This is a genomic window from Plesiocystis pacifica SIR-1, assembly GCF_000170895.1.
Lineage (GTDB): Bacteria > Myxococcota_A > Polyangia > Nannocystales > Nannocystaceae > Plesiocystis > Plesiocystis pacifica.
Genome location: NZ_ABCS01000011.1, coordinates 72405 through 86292, shown reverse-complemented (window position 1 = coordinate 86292; position 13888 = coordinate 72405). Strand labels below are relative to the sequence as shown.

The window sequence follows — 13888 nt, the reverse complement described above, 5'->3', positions numbered from 1 at the left end:
CTTGGGGGTCTCGGAGGCGCTCGGGTCGGCCTGCGCCTCGAGGCCCTCGCCGCGGCCGCCTTCGTCGTCCGCGGCCCGGCTCGGGCGCGTGGGCAGCTGGGCCCGGAACTCGGTCTGGACCCCGGGCCCGCGGGTGATGGCGACGTCGACGGGGATGGTCCGCTCGCCGCGAAAGTCGGTCTCGGGGGTGAGCTCGTCGTAGCTCGAGCGGACCTGGACCTCGGGGTAGGGGAGCGAGCCCTCGGTCCAAAACGCGCCCAGGTCGAGCGCGGCTCGGCGTAGGCCCGCTCGACTCGCTCGACGGCCTTGTCCATGAACTCGCGGGTGATGCGGGTGCGGAACAGGCCGAGGATCTTGGGCACGAACTGGCGACGGATCCAGCGCTGGTCGCGGGCCTCGGCCAGGGGCTCCTGGCCGTCGCCGAGGCCGAACTCTTCGACCACGACGCCGCGGCTGCGCTCCTTGTCATCCCGGCGCCGCGCGACGCGAAAGCCAGGGCCCTTGTCGAGGATGACGTGGAGGTCGGCCTCGCCGACTTCGCGGCCGCAGACCAGAGCGAGGGAGGCGTGGCCCTTGAAGTAACCACTGTCGAACAAGAAGGCGTCGATGCGCTCGACCTCGTCGTCGCGCCACTCCTGGCAGGCCTTGTCCTGGGATCCGCAGATGTCGGGCAGAGGGTCGCCCGCGTTGGCCTTGGCCTCGCGGCCGCGCTCGCGCAGGGCCTCGCGCAGCCGCGAGGGCTCGATGCACTCGCCCCGGGCCAGCGCCCCAGGCTGGGCCTGCACGCTCAGCTGGCGGGTCACGTCGCGCTTGGCCAGGGGCACGTGGCCGCGGACCCGGACCCGTCGAATGGCGCGGCCGGGGCGGACCTCGATGACGACCTCGCCGGCCCGCACGGGCAGGAACTCGGCGCGGTAGCCCAGCTCGGCGAGGCGGCTGGCGTACTCGAAGGGGTAAAAATTACCCGGCTGCAGGCCGATGACGAGCTCGAGCCGGGCCCGGTCGTCGCCGTCCATGAAGCTGCCGTGGAGGCTGATGGCGTCGACGTTGAGGTAGTAGACGCTCGCGCCGACGATCGCCGGGCGGATGCCCAGCAGGACCTCGTGGGTGCCCTGGGGGGCCACGAAGACCTCGAAGCCGTCGGCGGCCAGGCCCTCGAGGCGGTACAGGACCAGGGCCTGATCCCGGCCGCGCACCGTCGCCTCGAGCAGGCGCGGGCCCATGGAGCTCGACACCTGGCGGCACCCCTCGACCTCGAGGCCGTCGCCGTCGAGGGCGTCGAGGACCGCGATCGCCGGGGCCAGGGGATCGCCGGGGTTTTCGATCGAGCAGTCGAAGGTCTGGAGGTCGGCGGACTGGGAGCCGAGCTCCAGGTCGCGCCGGGGGCCCCGACGACCTCGGCGACGCCTGGACTCCCCGCTCGCCGCCGGGGCAGGTCCGTCGGCGCCGGCGGACTCGGAGAGGCCGGCGCCTTCGACCTCGACCCCCAGGGGAGCCGCGGGCTCGGGATCGGTCTCAACAGCGGGCTCGACAGCGGGCTCGGGCGCGGGCGCGGTGGCCTCTGCGCTGGCCTCCGCGTCCGCCTCGGCGCCCGGCGGGCCCGAGGCGGCCGGGCGCGACAGCGGCCACAGCAGCACGAGCACGAGCGCCAGCAGAGGCCACGCGCTCGTCCCAAAAAGGCGCTGCTGCGAGGGGGGCGTCACGAGCTCTCAGCGCAGGCTCGGCAGCTCGAAGTGCTGGATGAACTGCAGAGACTGGTAGTTGGGCGGATCGAGGATGAACACGCGGCGGGAGTAGTTGCGGTTGCCGAAGGTGGCCTCGATGCCGGTGTTCTCGAGGATCTCGAGCATGCCAGAGACCGAGCGGCTGTCGCGGATCACCATCCCAGGGTACCCGCGCAGGTAGCTGAAGTTGAGCCCCAGCCGGCCCCAACCCCACGCCAGCCACTCCGGCCGCGTCTCGGCCTCGATGAGCACGCCGAGCTGATCGACGCGGAAGCGCACGTAGGGCAGGTAGGCCTCGACCCGCGGGATCTCCTTCTCGAGCACCTCGTTGACCTCGACCTGGGTCAGCCGGCCCGCCAGGGGCAAAAAGCGCGTGCCCAGCAGGTTGTTGTCGTTGTTGCGGTTGTCGCGGATGTCCGAGCCGGCCAGGTCCGTATTGCCGGCGTCGAAGATCAGGTAGTCGACGCAGCCGCGGGTGGTCGCCAGGGCGCCCGAGGTGTCCCCGGGGGCGCTGCACTCCCACTGGATGGCCCCGAGGGTCCCGCTCAGGCGCAGGTTGAGGGTCAGCAGCTGGTTGTTGATCTTGATCGGGTCCTGGCGCGTGGCGAGCAGGGCGAGCTCGCTGTCGGCGAGGCTCTCGGCCAGCTCGACCTTGCCGCCCTGGACGTCGTAGGCCCCGCCGAGGATGTCGACGTCGACGACCCCGCGCTCGACCTCGATGGTCCCGGCGAGCTCGGGATCGCCGACGGTCCCGCCCAGGCGCAGGTCCGCGCTGGCCTCGAGGCGCTTGGCGATGTTGTTGTCGACGCGGAAGGGCGCGCCGGTCTCGAGCTCCATGTCGAGCTCGAGGTTGCGGATGAACGCGGGCAGCTGCGAGGGCGGGGCGGCGCCCGGATCTGCAAAGGACAGCACGGCCACGCCCTGGCGAGCGTCGCGGAGCCAGCTCGAGCGCTCGACGAGGATCTTGCCGGAGATCCGCCCGGTCGAGCCGTCGGTCTCGAAGGCGATGCCCCGGGAGCTGAGCGCGGCCTCGAGCTCGGGCCGGCCGGAGTTGTCGGTCAGCTCGAGGGGGAACATGTCGGCCGAGGCCGTGAGCCGGGCGCGCTCGAGGCCGGCGAAGGTGTCGTCGAGGATGACCTCGCCCCACAGCGCCGCCTGGCCGCGGTCGGCGACGCGCAGGTTGAGGGCGTCCGAGGGCTGGAGGGTCGACAGGGCGACCCGCTGCCCGCCGACCCACAGCGCGATCCCGCGGGTCCGCCGGCTCCGCCGCTTGCCCCCCCCGACGCCGCGGCAGGGGCGGGCCGGGGTGCACTGGCGCAGCTCGATGAGGCCCGAGGCCACGCGCACGTCGCCGAGGCCGTAGACGCCCATGCGCACGCTCTTGCGGCCAAAGCTGATGGTCCCGCTGAGGCCGTCGAGCAGGGGCGGGGCCGGCTCCGAGGGCTCGCCCTCTTTGTCGCCGCCTTCGCCGGCGAAGCGAGCGAGGTCGCCGCTGACGTGGAAGCGCTGGACCTCCGCGGCCCCGCCGGAGGCCTCGACCATGGAGGGCAGCACCCGCTGGATGAGCGCGCCGTCGAGGGAGCCGGCCGCGTTGACGGCGAAGCGCCCGGAGCAGGGGCCGGCGAGGTCGAGGAAGGTCGAGCGGTTGGCGATCTCGCCGATGCGCACGACCTCGTCGAAGACCTCGATGGCGGCGTCGTCGATGTAGAGGGTGCCGCCGCGCATCTCGAGGTCGAGCTTACCGAGCTCGATGGGGATGGGCCGGGCGCGGCGGCCCTCGCCGGGGTCGGGGCCGGCGACGCTGAGCGCCAGGGGCTCGCCCTCGGGCAGGCGCAGGTAGCCGATCAGCGTCGGGCGGCTGACCACGCCGGTGATGTCGAGGCCGATCTCGAGGCGGCCCTCGGGGCTGGCGATGCCGTAGGGGCTGAGCAGGGGGCCGAGGGCGCTCAGGTCGAGGTCGCCGGTGACCTGGGCCGAGGTCTCGCCCGGGGGCAAGCTGGCGTTGTCGGGGATGCCCGGGACGCAGCGCTTGCCCCCGTCGGCGTCGGCGGCCTCGGCGAGGCGGGCCTCGTCGGTCTCGGCGCTCGACAGGTCGAAGGTCCCGTCGATGGTCAGCTCGGCCCCGCCCTTGCCCCCCGAGCGCAAGGTCCAGGCGTCGGTCAGGCTCAAGGTCGTGCCTTCGAGGCGGGCCTGCAGGGGAGTGATCGAGCAGGTCGTGTCGGGCTCGAGGCAGGGGTCGGCCCCGCCCACGGACGCGTCCTTGGGCCGACGCCCGCGGTACCAGACCTTGGCCAGGGACAGGTCGATGCGCACGGGCTCGCCGGCGAGGTGGCGGGGATCGTCGGGGTCGATCTTGGCGCACTGCTCGAGCATCGGCTTGCCGGCCTTGCCCGAGCTGAGCGCGTCGTCGTGGCTGGGGCAGTAGCGGGCCTCGAGGGCCAGCTCGTGCAGGCCGCCGACGAGGTGCGTGCGCCACTGCTCGCGGCTGGGGTGGCTCAGCAGGTTGTCGAGGGGCAGGGTGTCGAAGCGCAGGTCGACGGCGGCCTCGATGGGGTTGGTCGGCCCGCCGCCGAAGGCCACGGTCGCGTCGACCTTCCAGTCGAGCTGGCCCTCGGCCGCGGTCTGGCCCCGGGGCCCCTCGAGGGCGCCGCGGACCCGGATCTGGCGGTGCTTGATGGTGGCGGCCCGGCCCAGCTCGAGCTCGGCCGGCGCGGCCCCGACGTCCTCGCTGGTGAAGTTCAGCTCGCCCGCGCCCAGGGGGACCCCGGCGGCGCCGAGGCCCTGGAGCTTGAGCACCCCTTCCACCTGAGGCCGGCGCAGGCTGCCCGTGACCTCGAGCTTGCTGCCCCGGGCGATCTTACCGCGCAAAGGTAGGTCCTGGCTCGCGCTCTGGGCCAGGGCCGAGAGCGGGACGTTGCGCGCCTCGACCTCGAGATCGAGCTTGGGGTCGTCCTGGAAGCCGACGGTGCCGCTGGCCTGGAGCCGGCCCACGGGGACGCTGACCCCGGCCATCAGCGCGGGGCTGATCGGGCGGTGGTAGGCGAGGGTCATGTGATCGATCTGGAGGCCCTCGCGGGTGAACGCGAAGCTGGCCTCGGCGTCGCGGTAGTCGACCCCGGCCAGGCGCAGGGTGTCCGCGTAGGCGCCCCCGCGGGCCTGGAGCTTGGACAGGCGCACGGGCTTGCCCGCGCCGTCGTCGATCTTGAGCTCGATGGCCGCGCCCTGGGCCCCGATGCCGCTGCCGAGGATGTCGTCGCGGTCGATGTCCTCGAGGCGCACGGCCAGGCGCAGGCGCGGATCGTCGAGGGCCTTGCCCCGCGACATCAGCCCGAGCTCGAGGTCCAGGGGCCCGTGGCCGCCGAGCATGCCGACGTCTTCGCTGCGCACGGACAGGGCCCCCCGCTCGAACTTCAGCTTGGCGCCCTGGATGTCGTCGATGGCCAGGGCTCCCGTGCCGGCGCCGGCGATGTCGAGGGAGCCCGAGCCCGTCGGGTTGCTCAGGGGGCCGGCGAGGGTGAAGCCCGCGCCGAGGCGGTCGAACCAGCGCGGGAGCCCAAACGCAGCCAGGAAGGCCTCGCCGTCGTCCACGCGCACGCTCGCGCTGGTCGGGTCGAGCTCGGTGAAGGTTGCGTCGACGCCCCCGCTGACCCGCAGCGATCCCCCGTCGACCCCGATCCGCAGGCCGCGGAGATCGAGGCCCTCCTGGGCGTCCCAGATGGCCTCGCCGGCGGCCTCGATGCGCCGGGGCAGGTTGTCGTCCTCGGGGCCGCGGTCGCGGGCGATGGTGACCCGGTGGAGCTCGGCCTCGACGCGCTGGACCCCGTCTTGGATGACCACCTCGTGGACCTGCAGGCCGCCCCGGGTCTCGCCAGCGAGCATGTCGCGGAGGCTGTCGTTGGACGCGTCGAGCTGGCCGAGGTTGACCCCGAGCATGTCGAGGTAGATGGACACGAGCAGCGGCTCGCCCTCGCGCGGGAGCACCACGTGGTCCTCGCCGCCGCGTCGGTGCAGGCGCACGCTGCCGTCGAAGGCCGAGCCGCGGAAGGTGTCGAGGTAGAGGATCCAGCGCTCGTCGTCGAACTCGGGGGCCGGGGGCTCGTCGTCCTTGGCCGCGGGCGGAGGGCCGCCCGCCTTGGCCTCGGCTTCGGCCTGCTGGCGAAGCCGAGCAGCCATCGCGTCTTGCCACAAGCGGCGCTTGGCCGCCTCGACGTTGGCCGGGTGCTGGGTCAGCTCCCCCCACATCTCGGGCAGCGGATCGCTGGCCAGCGCCAGGGACACGTCGACGTCGTCGAGGGCCCAGGCGGGATCGGGGAAGAGATCGAGGGTCAGGCCCTGGCCCACGGCCTCGAGCACGATCTCGTCGAGGGGTCCTTTGACCTCCATGCGCGCCGGAGCGCCCGGGCCCGAGATCATCGAGCGGGGCACGCCGCGATCGTCGGGCTCCGCCGGCCACAGCTCGCTCGCCAGCGGCCCGAGATCCGTGGTCCCGAGCTGAAAGTCGAAGCCCAGGTCGCCGAACACGTCGAGCAAGCGACCCTGGAACACGCTCGGGGATCCGGCCAGGTCGGCGTCGCCGGCCACCCACAGATCGCCCAGCGGCCGGTAGTTCATCCCCGAGGCCAGCTCGAGGTGGCGGATCGACTGGATGTCCATGGGCCCGTCGTGCAGCGGGGCGATGGTGAAGGTGCCCGAGCCCGCGTCGGCCTCGACGGAGTAGGCCAGGGGGAAGACCTCGGGGCGGCCGTCCTGGGGCGCCCAGTTCTCGAAGTCCATGTGGACCTCGACCTCGTCGAGGATCAGCTGCGTCGCCCAGCCCGAGCGCTTCTCCATGTCGATGGTCAGCACCAAGCCGCCGAAGTCGGCGTCGTCGATGCGGTAGGACATGCGCTTGAGGTCGGGGGGCGGGTGGAATTCCTCGAAGGCGTCGAAGGCGTCGATGAGGCTGAGCATCCACTCGCCGTCGCGGTGCTCGTTTTCGTAGGCGCGCACGTCGACCCACAGGTCGCCGCGGTTGCGCACCTCGCTAAAGTGCAGCACCCAGGGAATCTCGACGAGCTTGGGCAGCAGGTGCAGGCGGTTCCAGGGGATGACCTCGTGGAGCACCAGCTCGGCCTCGAGGTGCTCGGCGTAGGCCGTGCGCCGCCCCCGGGGCTGGCCGTCGACCTTGAAGGGCTCGTAGACGCTGACCTCGTGGGCGACGACCTCGTGGGGCTGGCCCGTGAGCAGGTCGAAGATCAGCCACGGCGACCAGTGCAGGCTCTCGATCGCCAGCTCGCCGTCGATCATTCCGCTGATGCCGTCGGTGACCAGGCCCCCGAGGCGCTCGTCGTTGAGCAGGTAGTACGCCGACATGTAGACGACGTTGAACACCAGCACGAGGAACATCAGCAGCTGCACCGGCAGCTTGACGAACAGCGCCGTGGCGATGGGGTAGCGCCTCCGCGTGGGCATGGGCGAGGCCATGAACTGGAGGTACTGGGGGTGCAGGCGGCTGACCTGGCGCGGGTGGCCGAGGGCGGCGTTGATCAGCGCGTGGCGGAACTGCTCGAGGCCGCGGTGCTGGATGCCCTCGATGCGGCTCGAGCGGGCGCCGACGGCCGTGCTGGTGCTCGAGCTCAGGGAGGGGTCGGTGCTCGGCGCGGGCAGGGGCCGGCCGTGGACCAGGGCCGCGACCTCGGCCCGGGTGTCCGGATCGATCTCGAGCAGGGCCTCGAGCACCAGGGGCGGCGGCGACACGGACAGGCGCTGGGGCCGGGGCAGGGGATGGTTCCAGACCAGCCGGCGGTCCCGCGCCAGGGCGTCCTCGCGAACCAAGGCTTTGAGCCGCTTGCGGAAGCGTCGACGGGAGCGGCGGCGGGCCCGGGGCGTGTCTCGGACGGCGCGGGTGACCGTCCGCCAGCGCTCGAGATCTTGGTAGGCCCGGAACAGCAGGGCGAGGTTTGGACCCTCCGGGAACAGGTGCCGGTAGCGGGTCGTCGAGCACATGCCCTCGAGGGCCTCCCGGCCCTCGGCGAGGAGGTCCGCCTCGGCCTGCCAATTGGCCAAGACGGCGTCTTGTAGGTCCTTCGAGGTCACGAGGGCTCGCGCTTCGACGCTGCACGGGAGGGTAGCACCGGGGCCGGGCGCTGGCCCTGGGCATCGCCACGGGGGTCACGCGGGTGGATCTCCCCGGTCACCCGGACCCCCAGACCTGAACACACGCACTATTTAGCCGTCGTGGACGCCACGCCCTCCCTGCCCCGCGGGGAGGGTACACTCGCGGAGCATGCTCGGCGGACTCCGAGGCCTACGCGTCGCGCTCCGAGGGGGCGCCGAGAGGGCGTCGTCGCGGACACGGAGCGTCGCGGTGTTGGCGGCTATGATGGCTGGGCTCGCGCTGGTGGTCTTCGTGGTCCTCGCGGGGGTGCCGGTCCTGGCTGGGCCGCCGCCCGCAGAGCTCGACGGCGAGGGCGACGCTGGCGCGGAGACGGGCGGGGAGCAGGCGGACTCGCCGGAGTCGGGATCCGTCGATGGGGAGGAGGCTGAAGGCACGCCCGAGGGGCCCGACCCCGCGCCGGGCTCCGACCAAGAGCCCGGTCCCGCCGAAGCGGTAGACCCGATCCCTGGCGCGACCCTCGAGATCACCGAGGTGCTCCGCGCCCGGACCAAGGCCCTGAGCGAGCGGGCCGAGGGCATCGAGGCGCTCATGCGCGGGCAGCTCGACCCCAGCCGGGACCTGGACGCGCTCTTTGTCCTCGACCTGTCCCAGGACGACGCGGGGCCCGATCTGCGCAGCTTGCTCAGCGACGCCGTCGCGCGGCCCGAGCCAAACGCCGAGGAAGGCGCGCCCGAGGGGGAGTCGACGCGAGAGCCCACGGAGCCTGCGGCAGCGCCGGAGCAGGAGCCCGAGCCTGCTGAAGCGCCGTCCGCCGAGGAGGCCGCCCGCGCGGCCCTCGTCGCGGCCGAGGCCCGGCTCGAGCGAGCCTACCGCGACTTCCTGAGCCTCCCCGCGGACCAGCGAGCGGCCCGCGTCGCCGAACATCGAGCCGCCCGCGCCCGCTGGTCCAAGGGCCGCGCGGCCGAGGCCAACGCCCGCACCCGCCTCGAGCGGATGAAGACCCAGGCCGAGCAGCTCGAGGCGTTGATCAACGAGGAGCTCGACGTCGCCATCGACCCGACGGCGCTGCTGCGCATCAACCTCGCCGACCCCAGCGAGATCGCCGGGGACGATCGGCGCCTGCGTCAAGCCCTGGGGATCCCAGACCCGCCTCCCGAGCCGGAGCCGGCGCCCGAGAAAAAGGGCCGCAAGAGCAAGAAAAAGCAGCCGGAGCCGGAGCCGGAGCCCGCGGAGCCGCCTGCGTGGACGCCGGAGCCGGAGCTCGCCGCCGAGCTCGAGCAGGCCGCCGCCGAGCTCGATCGCCAGCGCCTCGCCTTTTGGGACCTCGGCCCCGAGGGCCGTCGGGCGCGGCTCGAGAGTCACCTGCGCCGCAAAGAAGAAGCCGAGAAGGCCGCGGAGGTGGCCGATCTCATCGCGGACGTCGACGTCGAGACCGAGACCGTCGAGGACGAGATCAGCGAGGCCGAGCGCGAGGCCGCCGAGCTGCGCCTCGCCCGGGAGCAGGCCGAGGCCGCGGCCGAGCAGGCGCGCTCCGAGGCCGTGCGCAGGGTGACCTCCGAGCGCGCCCGCTTGCTGCGCATCAAGGAGTCCCACGCCCTGTTCCGGGCCGAGCTCAACCGCGAGCGGCTCGAGGCCATCGCGGCCCACGACGTGGCGCTCGAGCTCGACGGCCGGGTCAACGCCCTCGGGGTGCGCTACCGCAGCCCGGACCCCGCCGACCGCGAGGGCCTGGCCGCCGAGGTCGACCCGCTCTACGGCGAGCTGCGCGAGGCCCTGGTCGAGGCCCGGGACGACCTGCGCGCGAGCCTCGATCGCATCGGTGATGGCCGCTCGGGGGTCGAGGACGTCGGCGCCCCCCTCGACGGTCTGCCCGAGGGGGTCGAGCTCGGCGACCTCGACGAGCTCCGCGGCGAGCTCGTCGCCACCGTCGAGGAGCTGCGCGAGCTCGAGAGCGAGACCCTGTGGTCCGCGGCCAAGGAGCAGCGCGACGACATCGTGCGCCTCAACGACGCGCGCCTCGAGCTGCTCGAGATGGGCAGCCGCGAGCTCCGGGCGAGGATGACCGGCTTCGGCGCCGACGGGGTCGCCCAGGTCCGCAAGGAGATCGACCAGATCGGCCTCGAGCTCCGCTTTCGCCTGCTCAGCCTGCCCCGCATCGGCCGGGACCTGCTCGAGGAGTTCGAGCGGGCGCCCATGTCGGTGCTCTTCGACCTGCTCAAGGTCGCCGTCGCCCTGACCCTGTTCCGGAGCTGGCGGCGGCGCGGCGACGAGCTCACCGAGGCCTTGCTGCGCAACGCCCAGGAGCAGGTCGAGGCCGCCGCGCGGGAGGGGAGCCGCGACGCGAGCGGCCTCTACTACGCGAGCCTGTGGTACCTGGGCCGGATCCGGCGGCCGCTCGAGTGGCTGCTGCTGATCGCCTTCGTCTACTTCGCGCTGCTCGCCGAGCGCGAAGTCCAGGAGTTCGAGATCCTGTGGTTGGTCGCGCTGTGGGTGCTGCTCGGGCTCACGGCGATCCTGACCATCGACGCCGTCGCCACCCGAGACAACGCCGAGCGCCAGCGGACCCGGACCAAGACCCTCGCGGAGCTCCGCCTTCGCTCCCTGCGCCTGGTCGGCATGACCGCCGCCACCGCGGGGCTCGTCCTCTCCCTCACGGTGGAGCTCGTCGGCCGCGGGGCCATCTTCTACTGGGTCGGCAGCTCGATCTGGGCGGTCGCGGTGCTGATCTTCGTGGTCTTGATCCGCTGGTGGCGGGAGCCGGTGTTCAAGCGCGTGGGCGACGAGCGCGACGTCCCGGCCAACGTCCTGGTCCGCTGGGTCCGCAACAACACCGAGGGCTGGACGAGCTTCCCGGCCGCGGCCGTGGGCGCGAGCTACATGCTCACCCGCGGGCTGTGGCGCTGGGGCCTGCGCCAGGCCCAGGCCCTCGAGGTCACGCGCCACCTCCAGGGCTGGCTGTTCCGCCGCGAGGTCGAGCGCCAGGCCAGCGCCCGGGGGCGCGAGGACGTCGACACCGCCGTGCTCGACCCCGCGATCTTCGCGCGCTTCGAGCCCAAGGGGCGCGAGGGCCCCGAAGAGGTCCGCCTCGACACCATCGCCAGCGCCGCGCTCGAGTCGATCGTCGGCCTCAACCTGTCCCGCCAGGGCAGCCTCAGCGCCATCATCGGTGAGCGCGGGGCGGGCAAGAGCGCGTTCTTGACTCGAGTGGGGGAGGCCCTCGAGGCCCACGCCGACGAGGGGCCCCCGCTGCCCCCCGACGCGCGCGAAAGCGACGGGTCCGCGCCGACCCACGCCGAGTACGGCCGGTTGACGGTGCGTCGCCTGCGCTGCCCGGCGGGGGGCTTCTCGGCTCTCGAGGGCGCCCTCGGTGAGGCCCTCGGGCTGCCGCCCCGTTCGTCGCGCGCGGCCGTGGTCGAGGCCATCGCCGACCAACGCCCGGTCGTGTTCCTCATCGATGACGCCCACCGCCTCGTGCGGCCGGCGATCGGCGGCCTCGGGGACCTCGATCGCCTGGCCGAGTTCACCCGCGAGGTCCGCAGCCACGCTTCTTGGGTCGCCAGCCTGGGCGCGGCCTCGTGGCGCTTCATCTCCCGGGCGCGGGGCGAGCGGGTGTTCTTCGACCGGGTCTGCGAGCTCGCGCCGTGGACCGAGGAGCAGATCGGCGAGCTGATCCAGCGCCGCTGCGAGAGCGCCAAGGTCGCCCCGATGTTCGACGAGGTCGTGATCCCGCGGCAGTTCGACGTGGCCACGGTCGGGGTGGGGGAGGGCGACCGCCAGCTCAGCGAGCTCGAGCGGGCCGAGCTGGGCTACTACCGAGTGCTGCGCAACTATACCGAAGGCAACCCGGCCATCGCCCTGCAGTGCTGGCGCGAGTCCCTGGTCCCGCACCAGACCTTCGGCCCGCGCCGGGCCGACGACCCGGACGAGGCCGAGGGCGAAGCCGCGCTCCCCGTCCGGGTCCGGCTGTTCCGCGAGCCGCCCACCCGGGAGCTGGACGAGGTCGGCGCCAACGTCCACTTCGTGCTCCGGGCCATCGTCCAGCTCGCCCTCGCCGACGAGCCCGCCGTCGTCGACTGCACCCAGCTGCCCCCCGCCGAGGTCGCCGACACCATCCGCTTTGCCCTCGCGCAGGGCTGGGTCGAGGAGTTCGAGGGCTACTACCGCGTGACCTGGCACTGGTACCGCGCCATCACCAACGTGCTCCGCCGCCAGCACCTGCTGACCATGTGATGCCCATGCAAGCGCCCCGCCCTCGCTCTATCCTCGCCGCAGCCGCGCCGGTCCTCGCGGGCCTGTGGGCGGCGCTGTGGCCCGCCTGGGCCCTCGCCGGGCCCGAGGACGCGGTCGCGGACGCCGAGGTCATGGGCCAGTTCGCCCGGATGATCCGCTGGAGCGGGGTGGCGACCTCCATCGCCGTCTTGTTCGGCGCGTGGCTGCTGATCCGCTTCACCCGCGACCTCGTCGAGCGCCTGGGCAAGCAGTTCGCCAGCCGGCGCCTGCTGTTCAAGAAGTTCGAGACCTTCTTCCAGTTCTTCGTCTACGTGAGCACGGGCCTTGCGGTGATCCTGCTCAGCTTCCGCGTCGACGAGAAGGTCCTCGCGGTCATCGGCGGCACGGTCGCGGTGTCCGTGGGCTTCGCGGTCAAGGACGTCGTCGCGTCCTTCATCGCCGGCATCATGATCATGGTCGACCGCCCCTTCCAGGTCGGCGATCGCATCTCCTTCGGCGGCCAGTACGGCGACATCACGGCCATCGGCCTGCGATCGGTGCGCATGACCACCCTCGACGACAACGTCGTCACCATCCCCAACAACAAATTCCTGAGCGACATCACCTCCTGCGGCAACTACGGCGCCCTCTACATGCAGGTCGTGATGGACTTCCACATCGGCGTCGACCAGGACGTGCTCTTGGCCCGGAGCATCGTCAACGAGGCCGCGGTGACCAGCCGCTACATCTACCTGCCCGAGCCCGTGGTCGTGCTCGTCGGCCAGGTCATCGCCGACAGCTACGTCGCCGTGCGCCTGCGCCTCAAGGCCTACGTGCTCGACACCAAGTACGAGAAGGCCTTCGAGACCGACGTGAACCTGCGCGTGCTCGGGGCCTTCCGCGAGCGCGGGATCATGCCGCCGGCCGTGCTCCACCGCCAGCTCGCCGACCTCCACCCCCAGCCGCGGACGGCGGGGAAGGGCGGCTTCGGGCTCGGTCTGGGCGGCCCGCGGCCCCAGCCCGTCTCGTCCGGCCTGAGACCGCCTGGCTAGGCACCGAGTCGTAGCCGCAGATCGCGCTCAGTACGCCCCCAGGCTGATGCCCGGAAAGAGCGTCATCAGCCCAGCACCGATCTGGTTCTTCACCACCTGGTCGAGGCAGTCGGCTGTCGAGTGGTAGGCGCCCTCGTGCGGGCCGCTGGCGTAGACGTAGTCGACGTCCGTGCAGGTGTGCTCGATGTGCATCGAGGCCAGCAGCGCGCTCGATGAGACCTCGTAGACGAACAGGTCCACGTCGAACAGCCGCTGCGTCGTGCGACTCGCAGGCTTGTTGGGCCGCACCGCCACGACGTACTTCACCGCCTCGAGATCGCGCTGGGCCTGCTTGATCTGATCGAGCGCGGGCTTCGCCTTGCTCTCGACGACGGTGATCGCGTCGAGGTCTCGGGTGTCGATCGACTCTCTCATGAAGGCCCCGTGAGCCAGCAGCTGCGCGGGCCGGACGACCGCGCCGGAGTGGCGGAAGCGAACCATGCCCACGGAGGATCGGTTGCTGTACTCCCGCCAGTCCTCGGGCGTGGTGAGGGTGTCGGTGTAGACGACGATGGTGTTGCAGCCCCCGGTGATCCCGCTGCCGTTGAACGGGCATAGCGCGATCGGACCCGAGCCGGGCTCGGCCCCCTTCGACGAGGACACGACCGGATCGGCCGCGCGCGCCATCTCGCCGATCTTCTCGAGCGTGTCGACGCGCTGCTGGAGCGCGTCGCGGTTGGAGTCCAGGTACGCTTCGGGAGAGGTCTCCCCACAGCCGAGAGTCGTCAGCAGTGCAAGAAGAAATGGGATGCGTGATGAGGTCACGC

4 protein-coding genes are annotated in these 13888 nt (G+C 72.4%); 2 read left to right on the top strand and 2 right to left on the bottom strand.

Features of this window, described 5'->3' with window-relative positions:
* Positions 1-1709: 1709 nt before the first annotated feature.
* A complete protein-coding gene (locus PPSIR1_RS07815) occupies positions 1710-7799 on the bottom strand; it encodes a translocation/assembly module TamB domain-containing protein (RefSeq protein WP_045115587.1) in 6090 nt (2029 codons plus the stop codon).
* A gap of 304 nt (positions 7800-8103) precedes the next feature.
* Here PPSIR1_RS07815 and PPSIR1_RS07810 point away from each other — a divergent pair, with 304 nt between their 5' ends.
* Together PPSIR1_RS07810 and PPSIR1_RS07805 are read left to right on the top strand one after the other, a co-directional pair.
* Positions 8104-12051, top strand: coding sequence for an AAA family ATPase (locus PPSIR1_RS07810; protein WP_157595309.1), 3948 nt, complete (start codon positions 8104-8106; stop codon positions 12049-12051).
* Positions 12051-13082: a mechanosensitive ion channel family protein gene (locus PPSIR1_RS07805; RefSeq protein ID WP_006970475.1), complete on the top strand. Its 1032-nt coding sequence runs from the start codon at positions 12051-12053 to the stop codon at positions 13080-13082. Before PPSIR1_RS07810 ends, PPSIR1_RS07805 begins: the two co-directional genes overlap by 1 nt.
* 27 nt (positions 13083-13109) lie before the next feature.
* Here PPSIR1_RS07805 and PPSIR1_RS07800 read toward each other — a convergent pair whose 3' ends face one another.
* Complete coding sequence (locus tag PPSIR1_RS07800) at positions 13110-13748, bottom strand: hypothetical protein (protein ID WP_006970474.1); 639 nt, start codon at positions 13746-13748, stop codon at positions 13110-13112.
* Between the last annotated feature and the right edge of the window lie 140 nt (positions 13749-13888).